The sequence below is a fragment of the Micromonospora sp. NPDC049171 genome (assembly GCF_040648275.1).
Classification (GTDB): Bacteria; Actinomycetota; Actinomycetes; order Mycobacteriales; family Micromonosporaceae; genus Micromonospora.
Window position 1 is genome coordinate 610857 of sequence record NZ_JBEZDJ010000001.1, and the last position, 20918, is coordinate 631774.

Below are 20918 nucleotides of genomic sequence, written 5' to 3' on the forward strand. Positions count from 1 at the left end.
TCGTCCGACGTCAGCCGGTCACACCGGCACCGATGACCCACTTCTGGTGGGCGCCGCCCGCGTACGTGCCGAGCTGGATCTGGGTGCCGTTGGCGGTGCTGCCGCCGGCGGCCTCCACGACCTTGCCGGACTGCGGATTGCGGATCGACCCGTCGGCCTGTGGCTGCCAGACCTGCGCGCCGGTGCCGTTGCACGTCCAGAGCTGGACCTTGGTGCCGTTGGCGGTGCCGCCGTTGTCCACGTCCAGGCACTTGCCCAGGACCCGGTACGTGTCGCCGATGCGCAACCACGACTGCGCGCCGGTGCCGTTGCAGGTGTAGAGCTGGATCTTCGTGCCGTCGGCGGTGCCGGCGTTGTCGACGTCCAGGCACTTGCCGCCGACGCCGGTGATGGTGCCGCCGGTGGGCGCGGGAGGGCTGCCGGGGATCGAGTTGAGCGTGTACCACGCCTCGGTGCTCCACAGTGACTCGCCGCCGGTGGCGGTGAACGGGCGCGGTGAACGCAGGTGGACGACCCGTCCGGCCTTGCGGCCGGCGACGGTCAGGGAGACCTTCCGGCCGTCGGCCGAGAGGGTGGCCGAGGTGACGCTCAACGTCTCCTCGTCGATCTTCGGGCCGCCGTAGTTCGCGGTCGCCTCGTACCGCCACTGCTTGAGCTTGTAGTGCGCGGCTAGGTCGGCGGCGGTCTCCGTCGAGACGGGCTGGGTGTACTCCACCTCGAAGCCGGTCGTGGTGGCCCGCATGGCGAGCATCTCGAACGCGGTGGTGCTGGTCGGGGTGAGCTTCTGCAGGCCGTACGACAGCTTGCCGGTCTGACCCCAGTTGCCACCGGCGCCGAGCCCGCCGACGTAGATCGCACCGTCCGGGCCGATGTTGACCTCGGAGACGCCCGCCTCCAGGCCCTGGGTGAGCCGGAACAGGGCGCCCTGGTACTCACCGTTGATCTTCTCCACGTTGGCCCGTTGCAGGCCGCCGTACGTCACGTCGCCGATGACGAACTGGCCGGCGTAACGGCCGCTGGTCAGGTACAGCGGCGTGCTGGGCGAGTTGGCGATCTCGTTCTGCGGCATCCACAGCACCGGCGGCGTGACCAGGGCGGTGTCGAACGGGCCGGCCGGGTTCGTGTAGTGGTTGAAGAACCGGCCCTGCTTGACGTGCACCAACTTCGACGAGGGCAGCCAGCCGCCCTGGTTGTCGGTGACGAAGATGCCGCCCTCCGGGCCCCACCCGATGCCGTGTGGGGTACGCAGGCCGCCCGCGACGTAGCTGACCGCGCCGGTGTCCTTGTTGACCTTGAGGGTGGTGCCCCGGTTGGTGGCGGGTTGCGGGTTGGTGGTGGCCCCGCCGGAGTTGATCGACACCGACAGGTTCAGGTAGAAGAACCCGTCCTGGTAGAGCAGCCCGAACGCGAACTCGTGGAAGTTGCCGCCGTACGGCCAGGTGGCGACGGTGTCCAGGCGCTCGGCCACCTCGTCGCCGCCGGTGTTGACCAGCCGGGTCAGCCGCTGCTTCTCCGAGACGTAGACCACCCCGTCGACGACCTTGAGCCCCTGCGGCTCCTTCAGGCCACCGGCGATCTTCTTGGTGGTCACGGCGCCCGACGTGGTCGCGCCGCCGGTGTTGCCGAGGATCCAGACCTCACCGTCCTGGGAGGTGCCGGACTGGTCGCTGCCGCCCCAGGTGCAGATGACCAGCCGGCCGTCGGCCAGCCAGTCCATTCCGGTGACCTTCGGCTGGAAGCCGCTGGGCCGCAGGTTGGTCAGCGTGTAGCCGGGGTGCACCCCGGTCAGCGGGAGGCCGTCGCCGGGGGTGTCGGCGATGCCCTCGCACTCCTTGCGGCCCGGCGCGGTCACCCGGACCACCCCGGCGTCGGTGCTCAACGCCGAGTTCGGTACGACCACGAAGGACGACGAGCCGGGCGTCTTCCACTCCAGGGTGATCTGCTGTCCGCCGCCCCGCTCAAAATGGTCGATGCGCAGCGGGTGCAGACCGGCGGTGAGGGTGACGGTGCCCTCCTTGGGCGGGGTGGCACCGTGCAGACCGTCGTGGTTGATCACGACGGTGTTGTCGATCGCCAGCTTGGACCCGTCGTCGCTGCTGAGCCGGAACGTGTAGCTGCCGGCCTGGGTGGTGGTGATGTTGCCGAGCACCTGCGAGACGAAGTTGTCCTCGAAACCGAAGTCGGTCGCCGACGTCCAGTTGATCGTGGGCATCAGCTTGTCCACGTTGGGCGTCTGCGCGGGCTTGAGGGTGCAGAGCTCGGAGAGTGGCACCTGCACGTCGAAGACGCGCAGCGTGACGCCCGGTTCCTGCGCGGGGGCGGCGGTGGCCGGAGCGGCCCAGAGGCCGGTGGTGAGGACGAGTGCGAGCGCACCCAGGACGGGATGGTGGAGTCGGCGTTGCAGGCGTGGGCCCATCGTTCCTCCAGGAGGCAGTGGAGTGTCCGACGGCCGGTGCGAGGCAGCGGTGAGGAAGGCCGTCGGGCCCGGCTCCGTAATGTCCTCGACGCCGACGAGTGACATTGCGGAAACATCGGGTTGATGGGTCGAGACATTAAGGCGTTTCGATTTGACTGTCCATGGCTTCGCGTCGATACATCAAAAGTTCCCGATGTCTGTACGAAAGTCCGTGGTGATACGCGGTGAATGCCGGATGTCGGGGCGGCCCTACCGCCGTCCGCGCCGGGCCGGACGACCGGTCTTGCGAGGGGTGGTGGACTGACGCGCCGGGGCACCGGCCTTGCGGGCGGGGCCGGCGGGTCGGCGGCCCGGTGTGGCGGCCGTGCGCGCGGCGGGTCGGCGGCGTGCCGCCACCAGCACGATCGCGGAGACCACGACGACGATCAGGGCCGGGACCAGCCAGGCCGGGAACCCGCCGGACCGCTCCTCGCTGGCGGCGGTCGGAGCGCCGGTCGGGGCCACCGGGCTGTCGGTCGCCGCCGGGGCGGCCGATCCCTCGCCCTCGGCCTGGGCCAGCAGCGCCGGGTCCGGCCCCGCCGTGGGCGCCGTCCAACCGGCCGGCGCGGCCGTGCTGCGCCCCTGGTAGTCGAAGGTGACGGTGCCGCGGACCGTCTCGCCGTCGGAGGCGACGGAGAGGTAGTTGGCGGTGTAGCGGCCCTTCGCCGGCCAGTGCGCGACGGTCACCAGGGCCGGGAAACCGGTGTGGTAGAGCCGTGGCTCGAACACGCCGTTGACCTTGAAGTATTCGGTGACCGGCTTGTCCAGCCGCTTCGGCTCGCCGGCGGACCAGCCGCTGTCCACCCGGGAGCCGTTCGGCCCGGTGACGGTGAAGTGCGCGTTCGCGGCCGGCTTCTCGGTGAAGTACAGGGCCAGTTGGGTCAGCGGCTCGCGCACCACGGTGCCGGTCAGCGGGGTGGAGGTCGCCAACTGGCCGTGCGCGGACGCCGGAGCGGCGGGCAACAGCAGCGACACCACGAGCATCGCGGCCAACGCCGCCACGGCACGACTCAGGGTGTTACGCACAGTGACCAACCTCGATGGCATTCGTTCATCATGGTCATTTCGCCGCCGCCGAACAAGACGTAGAGTTCTCCTCCCCGACGATCACCCCGCCACCCGTCCCCCTCGCGTCGTTCGGAGCCCGCCCGTGTTCGCCCGCACCCCCACCCCCCGCGCCGCTGCCGCCCTCACCGCCGGTGTTCTCACCGCCCTGCTCGTCGCCGGTTGCGGGCACGACGACGACCCGTCCGTGGCCACCCCGACCGCGCCGACCACGTCCGCCGCCGCGCCGAGCGCCGCCACCACCGCGCCGACCCCGACGGCCAGCCCGTCACCCAGCGCACCGGCGGCGGACCGCGAGATCGTCGTGACGATCGCCAAGCGGCGGATCAGTCCGCCGACCGGACGGATCACCGTGGGTAAGGGACAGTTGGTCCGGATCACCGTTACCTCCGACGTGTCGGACGAACTGCACGTGCACGGCTACGACCTGGGCGCGCGACTGCCGGCCGGCAAGCCCGGCTCGGTGGATTTCCGGGCCGACAAGACCGGTCTGTTCGAGGTGGAGACGCACGAGACCGAGCTGGTGCTGTTCCAGCTCGTCGTCCGCTGACCGAGATGAGCGCCCCCGCACCGCTGCTGGCACACGGCGTCGGTGGCCGCCAGGACCTGCCGATCACCCTGCCGCAGCTGGTCGTCGCCGCCGCGCTGACCCTCGTCGTCACGTTCCTCGCGCTGGGCCTGCTCTGGCGCGAACCCCGACTCGACCGGGACGCGACAGGCGGCCACCCGGTGCCCCGACGGCTCGCCCGGCTCGTCGACGCACCACCGTTGCGGTGGACGCTGCGCGGGGTCGGCCTGCTCACCGCCGTCTGGTTCTGCGTGGGTCTGCTGGGTGGGCCGGACACCGCGGACAATCCGAGCGCCGGCGCGCTCTACGTGCTGCTCTGGGTCGGGCTGGCCCCACTGTCACTGCTGCTCGGCCCGGTCTGGCGGGCGCTCAACCCGCTGCGTACGGTGCATCTGCTCGTCGCGCTGGCGGCGCGCCGGGACCCGGACCGTGGGCTTCGTGAGCTGCCAGCCGGTGTGGGGCTGTGGCCGGGTGCCGCCACACTGTTCGGGTTCGTCTGGCTGGAACTTGTCGCACCCGAACGGGCCACCCTGCCGGTCATCACCGCCTGGCTCGCCGCGTACGCGGTGGTCATGCTGGTCGGAGCGGCCCTGTTCGGCGTCGGCTGGTTCGACCGCGCCGACCCCTTCGAGGTGTACAGCACCCTGGTCGGTCAGCTCGCCCCGATCGGCCGTGCCGCCGACGGCGTACTGGTCTGGCGCAACCCGCTCGACGGGATCGCCGGCCTGCGGCCCCGGCCCGGGCTGGTCGCCGTGGCGGTCGTGCTGCTCGGCTCGACGATGTACGACAGCCTCTCCAACGCGCCGGGCTGGTTGCGCTTCAGCCAGGAGAACGGCCTGCACCCGGCGGTCACCGGCAGCGGCGGGCTGATCCTGGTCATCGCCGCCGTCGCCGTGGCGTACCTGCTCGCCACCACGGCCGCGGCCCGCATCGGGCGAGCCGACCCGGCCGAAACCCGAGCGGTGCCGGGCGAGATCGCCCACTCGATCGTGCCGATCGCGGTGGGCTACGTGGTGGCGCACTACTACTCGCTGCTGATCCTGGAAGGCCAACGCACCGTCGCGCTGCTCTCCGACCCGCTGGGCACCGGCGCCAACTGGCTCGGCACCGCCGACTGGGAACCGCACACCGGGCTGGTCACGCCCTCCGGGGTGGCCAGCCTCCAGATCACCGTCATCGTCCTCGGACACCTGGTCGGCACACTGCTCGCCCACGACCGCGCCCTGTACCTGTTCCCCCGGGCCCGGGCGGTGGCCGGTCAACTCCCGCTGCTGGCCCTGATGGTCGCCTACACCGTCGCCGGTCTGCTGCTGCTCTACGCGGGGTAGTCCCGCTCGGCTCCGACCCGTGCGCCATGATGGCCCGTGGACTCCGCACTTCAGCACTATCTGGACGACCTGGTCGCCGCCGCCCGGGACGTGCTCGGGGCCGACCTGGTCGGCGCGTACGCGGCCGGCTCGGTGGGGCTCGGCGCGTACCAGGCCGGCCGCAGCGACGTGGACGTGGCGTTGGTCAGCGCCGGACCGCTCACCGACGCCGTCAAGCGGACGCTGGTGGCGCGGCTACGCCACGAGGCCCTGCCCTGCCCGGCGCGCGGGCTGGAACTTGTCGCGTACCGCCGGGAGGTGGCCGCCTCCGGAACCCCCGAGCCGGGCTTCGAGGTCGAGCTGAACACCGGGTCCGGCATGCCGTTCCGGTGCACCCTCGACCCCGCGGACCGGCCGGTCGGCGACGGCCGCTTCTGGTACGGGCTGGACCGCAGCATCCTGCACCAGAGCGGGCTGCCGCTGCTCGGCCCGCCGGCGGGGGACGCCTTCGCCGACCTCGCCCCGGCCGACCTGCGCCGCCTGCTCGTCGACGCGCTGTCCTGGTGGCTGGCCCTGCCGACCCCGTCGGACGACGAACCGGCGCCCGGCACGGAGGACGCCGTGCTCGGCGCCTGCCGGTCGCTGGTGCGCCACCGCGACGGCGTCTGGCTGGCCAAGGTCGCGGCCGGTCAGCGGCTGATCGACGCCGGCGACCCGGCCGAGGTGATCGGCCGGGCGGTCGCCGCACGCCACGGCGGGCCCCCGCCCACCGGGGCACAGGCCCGTGCCTTCCAACAACGGGTACGCGACGAGATCGCCGCCGCGTAGCCGTGCTCCGCGGCGCTCAGCGGACCGGCTTCGGGTCAAGGTCACACACGAGCAGGTCCTGGGCGGAAGCGGCCTTGGAGGCGCCGGTCGTTGGGGCGTACCGCTGCTGTGTCGCCCAGAGCGCGAGCAGGCGCAGGTTGTCGTGTGAGCTGCTGCCGGGATCCGTGGTGTAGATGAAGAGCGTCTGGTCGTCGTCGCCGGGTAGTGCCAGCGCCTCGTATCGGATGGTCATCGGTCCCACGACGGGGTGGACCATGTGCTTGGTGCCGTGGGTCCGCTCGTGCACCCGGTGGTTGTGCCACCACGTACGGAACTGCGGGCTCTTGATGGTCAGCTCGCCGACGAGTTCGTTGAGCTGCGGGTCGTCGGGGTTCCGGCCGGCGTAGAGGCGCAGCGTGCCCACGACGTCAGCCGCCACGGTGGCCCATTCGGGGTAGACCTCGCGGGCGCCGGGGTCGAGGAGGACCCAGCGCGTGTAGTTGCGCTCGCGGGGTGGCAGTTGGGTCCAGTCGGTGAGGAGGGCGCGGGCCAGCAGGTTCGACGCGAGGATGTCCGTGCGGCGCCCGACGATGAAGGCCGGGTGGTCGACCATCGAGGCGATCATCTGGTGCATCGCCGGCCGGACCCGCTGGCCCGGCACCTGCCCGGCGCGGTGCCGGGCCGGCCGGGCCAGGTCGACAAGGTGAGCCCGGGCGGCCGCGTCGAGCTGGAAGACACGGCCCAACGCGTCGATGACCGCCTCCGACGGACTGCTGTGGCGGCCCTGCTCGAGTCGGGTGTAGTAGTCGACGCTCACCCCGGCGAGCTGAGCCACCTCCTCACGGCGCAGGCCGCGGACGCGTCGCCCCGACAGCGGGACGATTCCCGCTGCCTCCGGCGTCGTGTCAGCCCGGCATTTCCGCAGGAAGCCGGCCAGTTCTGTACGTCGCACCATGTCGCCAATGATGCCGCGCGCGACAGTCCGCGCCCAGGGGTTGGGTGGGCATGTCGTTCCCAGGTACGGCTGGGCCTGGCCAGGGGTGTTCGGCCCGCCCGCCCGGCAGCAGCATGAAACGCGTCTCCGGCAGGGCACAGCGCTGCCACTCCAGTCACAAGGAGAACACCGATGTCGTACCCCACCACCCGACCCGCCACCTGGTTCGTCACGGGCACCTCCCGGGGCCTCGGCCTGGAGTTGGTCAAGCAGCTCCTCAAGCGCGGTGACAACGTCGCGGCGACGACCAGGTCGGCTGAGCGTCTCGACGCGGCCCTGGGATCCGTGGACCGGGCCCGGCTGCTGCCACTTGAGCTGAACCTCGCGAACGAGCCGGCGGTCGCGGCGGCGATCCGCTCCACCACCGACCGTTTCGGCGCGATCGACGTAGTCGTGAACAACGCCGGCTACGGCTTCCTCGCCGCCATCGAGGAGGTCACCGACGCCGACGTCCGGCAGATGTTCGACGTGCAGATCTTTGGGCTCTGGAACGTTCTTCGTGCGGTGCTGCCGTCCATGCGCACCCAGCGCAGCGGTCACATCATCAACATCTCCTCGATCCTCGGTCTGACCTCCTTCCCGGGCTGGGGTCTCTACTGCGCCGGGAAGTACGCCCTGGAAGGGCTGACCGAGTCACTGGCCGCGGAAGTCGGCGATTTCGGCGTGCAGGTCAACCTCGTGGAGCCCGGCTACATGCAGACCGATTTTCTGCGTACCCACTCCCTTGGCCTGCCGCCGACCACCGTTTCCGGCTACGAGTCGATCCGGGAGATGACCGAGGCGCACCTGGCGATGCCGGGCACCCAGCTCGGTGACCCCGTCCGAGCCGCGACCGCCATCATCGAGGTGGCGGTCGCGGGAAAGGCTCCTCTGCACCAACTGCTCGGCTCGGACTCCTACTCACTGGTCAAGGCCCGGATCGATGCACTGACCTCCGACGTGGAGGCGGGCCGCGAGCTGGCGTACACGACGGACATCCCGCGGCACAGCTAAGGGCTCTCCGTTAAGTCCTGGCGTTGCCCGGCCTGGTCTCACTGTCCAGGCCGGGCCCGACATCATGAGGGAACCCGGTTCCTGCCCGACCCCCTCGGAGGCTATCTTCCGGACCTATGCGCTTCACCTCGGAGACGATCGCGAACGGCGTCTCGGAACGTCGCTTCACCCTCGGGGACATCCCTGGAGTGCTCTGGTCGCCGGGCGGTGCCGCCAGCGGTCGCCCCTTGGTGTTGCTGGCCCACGGCGGCGGTAACCACAAGCTGGTCTCGGGTCTGGTGGCCCGTGCACACCGCTTCGTCACCGCCCACGGTTTCGCGGTGGCGGCCGTCGATGCACCGGGACACGGTGATCGGTCGGGAACCGAGCTGACCGAGCGGTTCAGGGCCGGAATTCGGGAGCGGATAGCGGCCGGCGAGCCCATCGACTCGCAGCTCCTGCGGCACAGCGCTCAACTCGGCAGACAAGCGGTCTCCGAGTGGCGAACGGTGCTGGACGCCCTGCAACAACTCGACGTCGTCGGCCGGGGCGGGCCGGTGGGGTTCTGGGGATTGTCGCTGGGCAGCGCGATCGGAGTGCCGTTGGTGGCGGCCCGGATCACCGTACCTGTCGAATTTCTCCTGCAGTGGGACGACAAGCTGGTGCCCCGTGACTCGGCTGTCGCGCTGTTCGATGCATTCGCCTCGCCGGAGAAGACGCTGCACGCCAACGCCGGGCCGCACACCGGCGTACCCGCATTCGAGCGGGAAAGCTCGGAGCGCTTCCTCGCCCGTCACCTCGCCTACGGCGGAAACAGGCCCTAGCCTAGCCGTGGGCCGTGGGCCGTGGGCCGTTCAGCGGATCGGCTTCGGGTCGAGGTCGCGGACGAGCAGATCCATGGGCGGGCCCCAGGGCAGGATCGACGTGCCGACCTGCCGCCACCCGTTGCGCGCGTACATCTCACGGGCGCGCGAGCGGGGGGTCGGAGGCGAGGGTGGCGTACCGCTCTGTCCGGTCGGCGAGTAGTCGGCGCATCAGCTCCGCGCCAACTCCCTCACCTCGGCGGTGCGGGTGGACGATCCATTCCAGGACGGCCAGCTTCGACGCCGCGCGGATCTCGGCGGGCGGGTTGCCGTCGGCGCGGGACCACCAGTCCCGGCTGACATGGTCCACCCGTACGCGGCACCGACCAGCGACGAGCCCTCGGTGACGGTGACGAGGGTGAAACCTGGCCGGGCGGCCTCGCCGGGCAGGCGGTCGCGGAAACGGGACACCTGGTCCGGGCCCTCCTCGTACGGCGGCTCGGCGTAGACACACTCGTACAGGTCGACAAGCGGCCCGAAGAAGCGTGCCGCGTCGTGGCCGTGGCTTGTCGCGTAGGTCAGGGCCATGCCCGGATGCTAGCCGCGTACCCGGAACTGTGTGACCGCTCCGACGGAGGGCGCCGGGTCAGCGGACCGGGCGGGGCTTGAGCGAGGCGAAGAGCAGGTTGAGACCTTCGGTCATGGTCGGGTGGGTGATGACCGCGTCGCGCAGGGCGGTCCACGGCATCCCGGCGAGCATGGCCAACTGCACCGAGGTGATAACCTCGCCGGCCTCGGCGCCGAGCAGCGCCGCGCCGAGGATCTGGTCGGTGTTGGTGTCGATGACCGCCTTCCATGTGCCCTGGGTCTGGCGCAGGGTGCGCGCCCGGGGGATCGCGGCGACCGGCAGGTGGGCCACCTCGATGTCGTACCCGGCGCGGCGCGCCTCGGTTTCGGTGAGCCCGACCCGGGCCAGCTCCGGGGTGGTGAAGACGGTGTACGGGATGAGCCGGTCGGCGGTGCTGCGCTGTCCTCCCGCGAGGTTCGCCCGGATGATCCGGTAGTCGTCCAGCGAGACGTGGGTGAACTGCGGGCTGCCGGCGACGTCGCCGGCCGCCCAGGTCCGCTCGGCGCTGGTGCGCAGGTGCTCGTCGACCTGCACGAAGCCGCGCTCGTTGAGGCGTACGCCGGCCACGTCCAGGCCGAGCCCGTCGGTGACCGGTTCCCGCCCGGCCGCCACCAGCACGTCATCCCCGGTCACCAGGCTGCCGTCGTCAAGTGTCACCCGGAGCGTGCCGTCCGCGTCACGGTCGACGCGGGCGACGGCGATGCCGACGCGGACGTCGATGCCGTCGTCGAGGAAGACCCGTAGCACCGCGTCACTCACGTCCGGGTCCTCGCGGGGGAGCAGCCGGGGGCCGCCCTCGACAAGCGTCACCGCGCTGCCGAACGACGCGAACATCTGCGCGAACTCCACCCCGACGGTGCCGCCGCCGAGCACCACCAGCCGGGCCGGCAACCGATCCAGGCGCAGCAGCTCGTCGCTGGTCAGCACCCCGGCCTCGGCCATCCCGGGCACCGAGGGCAGATGTGGACGCGTACCCGTGTTGATCACCACGTCGTCGCCGCGCAGCAGCCGCTCACCACCGTCGGCGAGCGACACCCGTACGGTCCGGGGGCCGACGAACCGGGCCTCGCCGATCACCAGGTGCAGGCCGGAGTCGAGGAACTGCTGCCGGTTGGCGGCCACCATCCCCTCGACGACGTCCTGCTTGTGCGCACGCAGCAGGTCCACGTCGACCCGTCCGCCCTGCACGCTCAGGCCGAGCGCGGACGCGTCGCGCAGCAGGCGGGCCGCCCGGGCGCTGGTGACCAGGGCCTTCGTCGGGATGCACGCGACGTTGATGCAGCTGCCGCCGATCATGCCGCGTTCGACCATGGCGACCCGCTGCCCGGAGCGGGCGACGTCCATACTCAACGTCTTGCCGGCCTTGCCGCCGCCCACGACGAGCAGGTCGAATTCCTCAGGTCCGTCGGTCACCGGGCGCTCCTCTCGGTCACCGGGCAGGCCGGCGGCCACCGCTGGTGCGCGACGGCCAGCCCAGCCTGCCAGCTCCGAGGAGACCGGCGACCCGGTTCCGGGCAGAATCGCCCCAGGTCAACAGTCGTTGAAGGGCTGTCGTCCAGGTTTCCGGGTCGGCCGGGTTGTGGCTCAGCGGAGCACCAGCAGGTCCAGCGCATCGATGACCGGCCCGGACGGCCTTCGTGCGGCATCGTTCAACCGGGCGATGCCTGCCGCGTACGCCTCGTCGCTGATCAGCTGTAGAGGGGTGTGCGCTTCGCGGCGCAGTCCGGCGGCGGCGTCGGCGATCGACGGGGCGGTCGCCTGCGGAACAGGTTCGCAGCCCGTGACCGCGAACCCGGCGGTGGCGAACGCGGCCTCGACGTCGGCGATGCTCGGGTACCGGTCCAGCACGGCGACGGCCTCCGGAAACCAGTGGAACAGGCTGATCGCCTCGTGCCGACCGGCGAACGCGGACCGGATCAGCACCGGCGCGCCCGGTCTCAGCACCCGCCGGATCTCGCGGGCAGCAGCAGCGAGGTCGGGAACATGGTGAATCACTGTGGAGAGCCAGACCCCGTCGAAACTCCCGTCCCGGAACGGCAGGCCGTCGGTGGCACCCGGCACGACCGGCTGGAACACCGCACGCTCGCGCATGGCCGCCGAGGGGTCCACCGCCACGACACTGACTCCAGGCCACCAGGTGCGGAACGCGTGCGCCCAACTGCCGGTGCCGCAGCCGAGGTCGAGCATGCGCATCCCGGGCTGGGCCTCGAAGTGCCGGCTGATCGCCGTACGCCAGGTCCCGAGATCGGCGTTTCGCAGGTGCCGGGTCGCGTGGAAGGCGGCTGCGTCCACGCTGTCGTAGGAAATCAGAGCCATCCGCCTATCCAACCCGGCAAGCCGTGCGGCGGCCAAGAGGGCGAGCGCCGACTCACACCGGCGGTCGCGTCGATCTGATCCGGTCGTCGCCGTCGCGGGTCGCTCCTCCGCCGCCCCCGAGGTGCCGAGGAAAACCGTTGGGCTGCCCCGACCTGCATCAGACATGATCGACTCGTGGACACCTACCTGGAGACCGAGCGACTGGCCCTGCGCCGTTTCACTGCCGATGACGCGGACCTGCTGATCGAGCTGGACAGCGACCCGGCGGTGATGCGCTACCTGACCGGCGGCAACCCGACCGCGCCGGAGCTCGTCCGCGAGCGCTACCTCCCGAACATCCTCGCCGGGTACGAGAAGTGGGACGGCGACCTCGGACTGTTCGCCGCGCACGAGAAGGACGGCGGCGCGTTCATCGGCTGGTTCATCCTGCGTCCCGGGCCGGAGGGCCCGCTGGACGAAGTCGAACTCGGCTACCGTCTGCGGCAGGCGGCTTGGGGCAACGGTTATGCCACCGAGGGCTCGCGGGCCTTGCTGGGCAAGGCGTTCACGGAGCTCGGTGTGCGCATGGTCTGGGCTGAGACGATGTCCGTGAACCACGGATCGCGCAACATCATGGCGAAGCTCGACATGACGCTCGCGGCCACCATCCCCACTCCCTCCGACATGGAGATGATCGAGGGCTCCGAGCACGGAGGCGTACGGTACGAGATCACCAAGGAGCAGTGGGAGCGGCAGTAGCCACGACACCCGGACCGTCCCGGGCCCGTGCGAGTTCGCTGCGGGCCCGGACGACAGTGGTCGTGGTCAGTGCCGGGTGGCGCCGTTCTCGCTGACCGGCTGCCCGAAGGCGAGAAACGGCACGGGCGTCGGGGCGTCCGGCCGGGTGAAGATGCGCTCCGGCTCCTGGACGTGCCCGTCCGGGGCGGCGGGCCGGTCGGTGGACGCGGCCACCGGCTCGTCCACAGTGGTCGGCCCGTCGGCGCGTTCACCGTCGGCGCGTTCACGGTCGGCCGGCTCGGCACCGGACCGGTCGCCCCTCGACTGCTCGGTAACGGACTGCTCGTCGCCGGACTGGTCGGCGTCGGCCCGCCCGTGACCGGTCCGGTCGACGAAGGGCCGGTCGGCGCTCGGCCGGTCGATGCTGGACCGGGTGCCCACCATCGGGTACTCGGCGGTCTCCGGACCACCGGCTGCCGCCGCCATGACCGCGGCGGCGGCGAGGTCGGCCACCCGCTTGGCCTCCCGCTGCACCCGGGCGCGTACCTCCTTGGCGTGCCGTTCGGCGGAGTCCCCGGCACGGCGGGCCTCGTCCAGCCGGGCGCTCTCGGCGGTGAGGTCCCGGCGGACCTCGCTGAGCCGCTGTTGCATCCGCGACAGCTCGTTCTCCAGCGTCTCGCCCTCCTGCTGGATCTCGGCGAGCTGCTGGCGGGCGGTGTCCAGCTCGGCGTGCAGCTCCTCGGCCTCCTGCCGGCGCTCCGCGATCTCCTGCTGAAGGGCGGTGAGCTGCTCCTGGTGCGTGGCGGCCTGCTCGTCGGCCCGGTTACGTAGCTCGGTCACGTGCTGCTGCGCCTCGGCCAGCAGCGCGGCGATCTGCTGCTCGGTGGAGCTGCGCTGCTCGGCAAGCTCCTGCTCGGCGGCGGCCTGCTGCTCGGCGATGTCCTGCTCGGCGGCCGTGCGCCGCTCGTTGACCTCCCGCTCCACGCTGGCCTGCCACTGGGCCATCTCCTGCTGGTTCTTGGAGCGGGCCGACTGGAGCTCCTGCTGGATCTGGGTACGGGCCGACTTCATCAGCGCGTCGGCGGCGACCCGGGTCTGGTTGAGCTGCTGGGCGCTCTGCTCGGTGATCCGTTTCGCCTCGTGCTGGGCGCGCTCGTGTGCGGCCTCACCGTCGGCGCGCAACTGCTCGGCGTGCTCGCGGATCGCGGTCAACTCGGCCTCGGCCAGGGTGCGCCGCTCCTCGTGCGCCTGCTCCTGCTCGGAACGCCGGGTCGCCAACTCCTCGGACAGGTCCTGCCGTGCCTGCGCGGCCCGCTCACGGGTGTCGGCGAGGATCCGCTCCGACTCGCTGCGCAGTTCGTTGGCCCGGTCGCTGGCCGACTCGATGATCATGGCGGCCTGCTTGTCGGCGAGCGTCATGATCTCGGCGACCATCGGGCCCAGATCGTGGATCGAGGCACGGTCCACCTGCACCGGCTGCTCCCGCATCTCGGCCAACTCGGCGCGCAGGCGCTGCACCTCGGCGGTCAACTCACGGACCCGGACCGCGGAGCGACCGTGCTCGCCACTCAGCATCGCGATCTGACCGTCGAGCTGCTCCAGGTGCCGATCCACCTGGCGTTTGTCATAGCCGCGCAGGGCGAGCTCGAAGCTCGGCCGGGAGGCCGCATCGTCGCGTGCTGCGTGCGGCTCAGCGCCGATGGACATGCACCATCCTCCGTACGATCGGGGGCGTGCGGGTCGGCGGTCGCCTGCCCCGCGGGCCGTCAGTGTGGCGCAACGCTACCGCCGAGCCGACCGCATGCGAAGTCCCGCCCCACCACGTCTCGTAGAGCCCCCTCATCTCGCGTCGATCATGGAGTTGTGGTGGGCGACATAGGTCGTGGACCACCACCATTCCGGCACCACAACTCCATGATCGACGGGGTCGGAGCGGGCTAGCGGCGGCGGGCCAGCAGGACTGCGTCGTGAATGGTTATCTGCTCGCCGGTCGGTGCGGTGGCCGGGCGGGGGCGGGCCTCGGCGGCCAGCACCTCCCAGTCGGACGGGTTCAGGGTGGCGGCCACGTCCTGCGCGGTGAACATCATGTCCGGCATGTGCATCCGGCGCGCCGACGTCCACAGGTCCGAGGGGTGATGCCCGACGATCAGCAGCACGCCACCGGGTGCCACCGCCTCGGCCAGCCGGGCGAACAACTCGCCTCGCTGCACCGGGGGCAGGTGCATGAACTGCGCGGACACCAGGTCGTACGCCTGCTCGACGGGCGGCTTGTCGCGCAGGTCGGCGTGGGTGAACTCGATCCGGTCGCCGACGCCGACGCTGTCGGCGTGCGCGCTGGCTCGGCTCAACGCGGTGGTGGAGATGTCCACCGCCGTCACCCGCCAGCCCCGCTCGGCCAGCCACACCGCGTCGGCGCCCTCACCGCTGCCCACGTCCAGCGCGCGCCCCGGGACCAGGTCGGCGACCTCGGCGACCAGTTGTGGGTTCGGCTGGCCACTCCACACCGCGGGCTTGGACCGGTACCGCTCCTCCCACGCCGGCTCCTCGAACGCGGTGGCCACCACCTGCCGGTACGCGGCCACCGCCGCCCGGGTGTCCTCGGCGATGAGATCGGCGTTGATCGCCGCGCCGGCGGTCAGGCCGGCGGCGGCGGACGTGATGACCTGACCGCGGATGTCGGCGATGTTGCCGGCCACCCAGACACCCGGCACGCTCGTCGCCCCGGTCGGGTCGGCCGGGATCTGCGCACCGATCACGACATCACCCATCATCACCTCCTCCGGCGCGAGGCCCAGCCCCACCAGCAGGCCGGCGCGGGGAGTCAGCCGCGTCCCGACCACGACCGCGTCCAGCGCCACCACCCGCCCGTCGGCAAGCCGTACGCCGGTCAGCACGTCGTCGGTCACCTCCACGGCGGCGACCGGACCCGGCACCACCGCGATGCTGCGGGCGGCGAGCCGCTCGGCGGTCTCCGCATCCGGTGCGGGAGCGTCGTGCAGCAGGAGCAGCACGTCGGAACTCCACTGTCGCCACATCTCGGCCTGGTGGGTGGCCAGCGGCCCGGTGGCCAGGACGCCGATCCGCCGGTCCCGGACCTCCCAACCATGGCAGTACGGGCAGTGCAGGACGTCGCGTCCCCACCGCTGGGCCAGCCCGGGCACGTCGGGCAGCTCGTCGGTCAGCCCGGTGGCCACCAGCAGCCGACGGGCCCGCACCGAGCTGCTGTCGTCGAGGTCGAGGCGGAACCCGTCGTCGTCGCGGGTCACGGCCCGCACCAGCCCGGCGCGGAACTGCCCGCCGTACTCGGCGACCTCGGCCCGCCCGGCCGCGAACAGCTCGCCCGGCGGCGTCCCCTCGCGCCCCAGGTAGTTGTGCACGTGGCCGGCGGGCGCGTTGCGCGGCTCGCCGGCGTCGATCACCAGCACCGATCGCCGCGCCCGGCTCAGCGCCAGGGCTCCGCTGAGCCCCGCGGCGCCGCCGCCCACCACCACCACGTCGTATGTCTCGTCCACCGGTTCTCCCTCATACCTTGTCGGCTGAGCCCACCATCCGTCGTCGCCGGAAAAGTGGCAACTATTCTTGCCGTTATGGCAAACGAGGACACCGCCGCGCTGGCGGCCGTCGGCCCACGGCTGCGCGCCCTGCGCCACCAGCGGGGGACCACGCTGACCCAGCTCGCCGACCTGACCGGCATCTCCGTGAGCACCCTGTCCCGGCTGGAGTCCGGCAGCCGCCGGCCCACCCTGGAACTGCTGCTCCCGCTGGCGAGGGCCTACCAGGTGGCGTTGGACGAGCTGGTCGACGCGCCGGCCACCGGCGACCCCCGGGTACGCCCCAAGCCGATCGTCATCCACGGCGTCACGTTCCTGCCACTGACCCGCCGACCGGGTGGCCTGCAGGCGTTCAAACAGATCTTCCCGCCGGATCCGACGGCCGGGGAGCGGACCCCGCAAACCCACGAGGGGTACGAGTGGCTCTACGTGCTCTCCGGCCGGTTGCGCCTGCTGCTCGGCGACCGCGACCTGACCCTGACCCCGGGCGAGGTGGCCGAGTTCGACACCCGCGTTCCGCACCTCGTGCTCAACCCCGGGCCCGGTGTCGCCGAGGCCCTCAGTCTCTTCGGCCCGCAGGGGGAGCGGCTCCACGTCCGGGCCCGACCGGCCTGATCAATACGCGATCAGTGAAGTCGGGGCATCCAGGCCGCCGGGACACCCCGACTTCGGCGACCTCGTGTCGATCAGCAGGGAATCTCAGGCTTCTTGCAAGGTTTGTCCAAGACCCCTGACGCACGCTTCTGACACGGGGGACGACGGGCGCCGGGTGACGCGAGACATCCCCGGCACCCGGAGTGCCGGGTGCCGAGCACCCATCTCCGACTCCCACCGGGGAAGCCGGACAACCGCGGCGTCGAAGGGACGGACATGACCGAAGAGACCCTGCCGATCTGGGCCGACGAGCTGATGGCCGGCCGTGCCGCCGACGGCTCCACGCTGTGGAGTGGCTGCCGCAGCGCCGCCTCGTGACACGGCGCGAGGGCCGGACCGGTTCCCCTCCGGTCCGACCCTCGCGACTGTTCCGCGCTAGGCGCGGGCCCTACGCTGCCGGACGATCAGCAGCAATGTGGCGCCGAGGAGCACCGCCAGCAGGCCGGCGGTCATCCAGCCCCCGATCGGGAAGGACTCGCCGGTCACCGGGAGCTTGCCCCGCACCGGAATGGTGATGGTGGACTCGGGGGAGAGCGGTGCCGGACCGTCCGGCGGGGTGCCGGTCGCGGTCGCTGTGTTGCGCAGCGACCCGTGGTGGTGGTCGGCCTTGCTGACGGTGTAGGTCGCCGAGCAGGTGACGGCGGCGCCCGCCGCCAGGGTCACCGCCCCGTTGGCGGTCCGGTCCGGACCGCAGGTGATCGGGCCGAGGTTCGTCGGCGCGGCCGGCGCGGTGAGGGTGTCGGTGACCGTCACGTCGGTCAGGGCCACCTGCCCGGTGTTGGTGACCACGAACTGGAACGGCACCTGCTGGCCCGGCCGACCGATCTTGTCGGTGCTGCTGGACTTCACCACGGTGATCGCCGCACCCCGGGTGGCCGTGACCTCGGCGGTGGCCGGATCGGAACGTACCGGTCCCGGCGGTTGTTGTCCGGGGATGGTCGGCGGCGTGCCGGCGGCGACGGCGGTGTTGGTGATCCGGCCGGCCGCGATGTCGGCCGCGGTGACGGCGTAGGTCGACGTGCAGGTGGTGCTGGCCCCCGCCGCCAGCGTGACGCTGCCGCTGGCCACCGGCGGCGTGCCGCAGGTGATCGCCCCGGGCGTGCCGGTGCCGGAGAACTCGGTCTCGTCGACCGTCACCGCGCTGAGCGAGGTGGTGCCGGTGTTGGTCACCACGAACTGGTACGTGACGGTGTCACCGGCCGCGGACACCACGCTGGGCGTGACCGCCTTGGTGATGGCGATCTCCGGATGCGGGATCGGAATGTCCAGCGACGACGGCGGGGAGACCGGCGGCGCCCCGATCGGTGGTGTGCCGGTGGCGGTGGCGACGTTGATCAGCGCCGTGCCGGCGAAGTCCTCGGCGGTCACCGTGTAGGTCGCCCGACACTGGATGTCAGCGCCCGGAGCCAGGGTCACCGCACCGTTCGGGGTGTTCTGCGGACCGCAGGTGATCGGCGCGAGCAGGACGCGCTCGGACGGCGGCAGCACGGTGTCGGTGACTGTCACGCCGGTGAGCGCGAGACCACCGGTGTTGACCACCAGGAAGGTGAACGGCACCTGCTGCCCCGGCGCGGTGATCGCCACAGTCGTGGACGACTTGATCACCTCGATGTCGGCGCTGAGCCCCGCCTCGGGGATGGTCAGCGTCGAGGGCGGCGAGTTCACCGGTGTCCCCCCGCCCGGCGGCGTCCCGTGCGCGGTGGCGGTGTCGGTGACCCCGCCGTTGTCGAGGTCAGCCTGCGTGACCGTGTACGTGGCGGTGCAGTCGGTGGACGCGCCGGGGGCGAGTGTGGTGGTCGCACAGGTGATCGGCCCGAGACCGGCGTTCGACGACGGCGGTGCCTGGACGTCGGTGACGGTGACGGTGGTCAGGGTGAGCCCGCCGGTGTTGACCACGTGGAACCGGTAGGGCACCTGCTGCCCGACCGTGTTGATCGTGACGGTCTCGGAGGACTTGATCACCGAGATCGCGGCGACCAGTCCGGTCTCCGGGATCGTCAGTGTGGACGGTGGGGAGTCGATGGGGGTGTCACTGCCCGGCGGGTTGCCGTGCGCGGTGGCGACGTCGACGACCGCGTTGTTGTCCAGGTCGGCCTGGGTGACGGTGTAGGTGGCGGTGCAGGCGGTCACCGCACCGGGCGCGAGCGTGGTCTGCGGGCAGGTGATCGGCCCGAGGTTCGCGTTCGACGAGGGTGGTGTCTGCGCGTCGGTGACTGTGACGTTGGTCAGCGTGACGCCCCCGTTGTTGATCACGAGGAACTGGTAGGGCACCTGCTGCCCGACCGTCGTGATCGACGTGGTGGTGGACGACTTGACCACCGAGATCGACGGAGTGACGTCGGCTGCCGGAATGGTCAGCACGGACTGGTCCGAGTCGACGGGCTCCTCCGTGCCGGTCGGGGTGCCGTGCGCGGTGGCGATGTCGGTCACCTCGTCGTGGTCGAGGTCGGCCTGGGTGACCGTGTAGGTGGCGGTGCACACGGTGGTCTCGCCGGGGGCGAGGGTGGTCTGCGGGCAGGTGATCGGCCCGAGGTTCGCGTTGGACGACGGCGGGTCCTGCACGTCTGTGACGTTGACGTTGGTCAGGGTGATGCCGCCGGTGTTGGCCACCAGGAACCGGTAGGGCACCTGCTGGCCCACCGCGTTGATGGTCGCGGCGGTGGACGACTTCACCAGCGCGATCGCCGGCGCGACCACGTCGCCCGGGATCGTCAACGTCGACGGCGGCGACTGCACGGGTGGGCGGCCGCCGGGTGGGGTGCCCTGCGCGGTCGCGGTGTCGCGTACCGCGCCGAAGTCCAGGTCGGCCTGGGTGACCGTGTACGTGGCGGTGCAGGTGGTCTGGACGCCGGGGGCGAGGGTGGTCGCCGCGCAGGTGATCGGCCCGAGGTTGGCGTTCAACGAGGGCGGGGTCTGCACGTCGGTGACGCCGACGTTGGTCAGGGTGAACCCGCCGGTGTTGACCACCTGGAACGTGTACGGCACCTGCTGCCCGACGGTGGTGATCGTGGTGGTCGTGGACGTCTTCACCACCGCGATCGAGGGGACCAGGCCGGTCTCCGGCAGGGTCAGCGTCGAGGGCGGCGAGTCCACCGGCGTGCCGCCGCCGGGCGAGGTGCCGTGGGCGACGGCGGTGTTGGTGACCTGGTCGTTGTCGAGGTCGGCCTGGGTAACGGTGTAGGTGGCGGTGCAGGCGGTCTGCGCGCCGGGCGCGAGGGTGGTGACGGGGCAGGTGATCGGGCCGAGGTTGGCGTTCGACGACGGCGGCGCCTGCACGTCTGTGACGTTGATGGTGGTCAGCGTGAGTCCGCCGGTGTTGACCACCAGGAACGTGTACGGCACCTGCTGGCCGACCGTGGTGATCGAGGCGGCGGTGGAGGTCTTCGTCACCGCGATCGACGGGGTCAGTCCCGCCTCGGGGATGGTCAGTGTCGAGGGTGGCGAGGTGACCGGCGTGCCACTGGGCGGCGTGCCCCGCGCGGTGGCGGTGTCGGTGACCCCGTTGTTGTCGAGGTCGGCCTGGGTGACGGTGTAGGTGGCGGTGCAGGTGGTGGTCTGGCCGGGCGCGAGGGTGGTCTGCGGGCAGGTGATCGGGCCGAGGTTCGCGTTCGACGACGGCGGCGCCTGCACGTCGGTGATGCCGACGTTGGTCAGGGTCAGACCGCCGGTGTTGGCGACCAGGTAGCGGTAGGGCACCTGCTGACCCACCGAGCTGATCGACGTGGTGGTGGACGACTTCAGCACGCTGACGGCGGCGGTGAGCCCCTGCGCCGGGATGGTCAGGGTCTCCGGCTCGGAGACGACCGGGGGACCACCGGGCGGGGTGCCCTGGGCGGTGGCCACGTTGGTGACCCCGTTGTTGTCGAGGTCGGCCTGGGTGACGGTGTAGGTGGCGGTGCACGCGGTCCGCGCCCCGGGGGCGAGGGTGGTGGCGGCGCAGGTGATCGGGCCCAGGTTGCCGTTCGACGACGGCGGGGTCTGGGTGTCGGTGACCGAGATGGTGGTGAGCGGGACGCCGCCGGTGTTGACCACGTGGAACGAGTACGGGACCTGCTGACCGACGCTGGTGATCACCGTGGTG

16 protein-coding genes are annotated in these 20918 nt (G+C 71.5%); 7 read left to right on the forward strand and 9 right to left on the reverse strand.

What is annotated here, in order from left to right; translation table 11 throughout:
* Nucleotides 1-10 precede the first annotated feature (10 nt).
* Both AB0B14_RS02490 and AB0B14_RS02495 read right to left on the reverse strand, forming a co-directional pair.
* On the reverse strand, nucleotides 11-2416 hold the full coding sequence (locus AB0B14_RS02490; RefSeq protein ID WP_357520792.1) for a ricin-type beta-trefoil lectin domain protein: 2406 nt from the start codon (nucleotides 2414-2416) through the stop codon (nucleotides 11-13).
* A 249-nt stretch (nucleotides 2417-2665) separates the two neighbouring features.
* Entirely contained in the window at nucleotides 2666-3481 is an 816-nt protein-coding gene (locus tag AB0B14_RS02495) for a copper resistance protein CopC (protein WP_357063625.1), read from the reverse strand.
* A gap of 124 nt (nucleotides 3482-3605) precedes the next feature.
* On the opposite strand from AB0B14_RS02495, the gene AB0B14_RS02500 reads away from it, so the two are divergent.
* Genes AB0B14_RS02500 through AB0B14_RS02510 form a run of 3 tightly spaced genes read left to right on the forward strand, consistent with a single transcriptional unit; the run spans nucleotide 3606 to nucleotide 6223 of the window.
* Nucleotides 3606-4070 (forward strand): hypothetical protein, encoded by a 465-nt coding sequence (locus AB0B14_RS02500; protein ID WP_357063623.1) that lies wholly within the window; start codon nucleotides 3606-3608, stop codon nucleotides 4068-4070.
* Between the two features lie 5 nt (nucleotides 4071-4075).
* The gene (locus AB0B14_RS02505) at nucleotides 4076-5416 is read left to right on the forward strand and encodes a hypothetical protein (protein ID WP_357520794.1); all 1341 of its coding nucleotides are present in this window, start codon (nucleotides 4076-4078) and stop codon (nucleotides 5414-5416) included.
* A 36-nt stretch (nucleotides 5417-5452) separates the two neighbouring features.
* Nucleotides 5453-6223, forward strand: a complete 771-nt coding sequence (locus AB0B14_RS02510) for a nucleotidyltransferase domain-containing protein (protein WP_357520796.1) — start codon at nucleotides 5453-5455, stop codon at nucleotides 6221-6223.
* A 16-nt stretch (nucleotides 6224-6239) separates the two neighbouring features.
* Here the strand turns inward: AB0B14_RS02510 and AB0B14_RS02515 are convergent, their stop codons facing one another.
* Entirely contained in the window at nucleotides 6240-7157 is a 918-nt protein-coding gene (locus AB0B14_RS02515) for a helix-turn-helix transcriptional regulator (RefSeq protein ID WP_357520798.1), read from the reverse strand.
* 171 nt (nucleotides 7158-7328) lie between these two features.
* On the opposite strand from AB0B14_RS02515, the gene AB0B14_RS02520 reads away from it, so the two are divergent.
* Nucleotides 7329-8189: an SDR family NAD(P)-dependent oxidoreductase gene (locus tag AB0B14_RS02520; protein ID WP_357520800.1), complete on the forward strand. Its 861-nt coding sequence runs from the start codon at nucleotides 7329-7331 to the stop codon at nucleotides 8187-8189.
* Nucleotides 8190-8305: 116 nt separating this feature from the next.
* Nucleotides 8306-8992 carry an alpha/beta fold hydrolase gene (locus AB0B14_RS02525; protein WP_357520802.1) on the forward strand — a complete coding sequence of 229 codons (687 nt, stop codon included), beginning with the start codon at nucleotides 8306-8308 and terminating at the stop codon, nucleotides 8990-8992.
* A 210-nt stretch (nucleotides 8993-9202) separates the two neighbouring features.
* On the opposite strand, the gene AB0B14_RS02530 is transcribed toward AB0B14_RS02525, so the two are convergent.
* The 3 genes from AB0B14_RS02530 to AB0B14_RS02540 all read right to left on the reverse strand — a co-directional run bounded on the left by AB0B14_RS02530 (nucleotide 9203) and on the right by AB0B14_RS02540 (nucleotide 11915).
* A complete protein-coding gene (locus AB0B14_RS02530; protein WP_357520804.1) occupies nucleotides 9203-9559 on the reverse strand; it encodes a hypothetical protein in 357 nt (118 codons plus the stop codon).
* 58 nt (nucleotides 9560-9617) lie between these two features.
* Entirely contained in the window at nucleotides 9618-11012 is a 1395-nt protein-coding gene (locus AB0B14_RS02535) for an FAD-dependent oxidoreductase (protein WP_357520806.1), read from the reverse strand.
* Nucleotides 11013-11183: 171 nt separating this feature from the next.
* Nucleotides 11184-11915: a methyltransferase domain-containing protein gene (locus AB0B14_RS02540; protein ID WP_357520808.1), complete on the reverse strand. Its 732-nt coding sequence runs from the start codon at nucleotides 11913-11915 to the stop codon at nucleotides 11184-11186.
* A gap of 174 nt (nucleotides 11916-12089) precedes the next feature.
* Between AB0B14_RS02540 and AB0B14_RS02545 the strand changes: the two genes are divergently transcribed.
* Nucleotides 12090-12653, forward strand: a complete 564-nt coding sequence (locus AB0B14_RS02545; RefSeq protein WP_357520810.1) for a GNAT family N-acetyltransferase — start codon at nucleotides 12090-12092, stop codon at nucleotides 12651-12653.
* 66 nt (nucleotides 12654-12719) lie between these two features.
* On the opposite strand, the gene AB0B14_RS02550 is transcribed toward AB0B14_RS02545, so the two are convergent.
* Together AB0B14_RS02550 and AB0B14_RS02555 are read right to left on the reverse strand one after the other, a co-directional pair.
* The gene (locus tag AB0B14_RS02550; protein WP_357520812.1) at nucleotides 12720-14339 is read right to left on the reverse strand and encodes a hypothetical protein; all 1620 of its coding nucleotides are present in this window, start codon (nucleotides 14337-14339) and stop codon (nucleotides 12720-12722) included.
* A 230-nt stretch (nucleotides 14340-14569) separates the two neighbouring features.
* Nucleotides 14570-16144: a bifunctional NAD(P)/FAD-dependent oxidoreductase/class I SAM-dependent methyltransferase gene (locus AB0B14_RS02555; protein ID WP_357520814.1), complete on the reverse strand. Its 1575-nt coding sequence runs from the start codon at nucleotides 16142-16144 to the stop codon at nucleotides 14570-14572.
* 75 nt (nucleotides 16145-16219) lie between these two features.
* Between AB0B14_RS02555 and AB0B14_RS02560 the strand changes: the two genes are divergently transcribed.
* Nucleotides 16220-16798 (forward strand): helix-turn-helix domain-containing protein, encoded by a 579-nt coding sequence (locus tag AB0B14_RS02560; protein ID WP_357520816.1) that lies wholly within the window; start codon nucleotides 16220-16222, stop codon nucleotides 16796-16798.
* Nucleotides 16799-17212: 414 nt separating this feature from the next.
* On the opposite strand, the gene AB0B14_RS02565 is transcribed toward AB0B14_RS02560, so the two are convergent.
* The gene (locus AB0B14_RS02565; RefSeq protein WP_357520892.1) at nucleotides 17213-20911 is read right to left on the reverse strand and encodes a hypothetical protein; all 3699 of its coding nucleotides are present in this window, start codon (nucleotides 20909-20911) and stop codon (nucleotides 17213-17215) included.
* Between the last annotated feature and the right edge of the window lie 7 nt (nucleotides 20912-20918).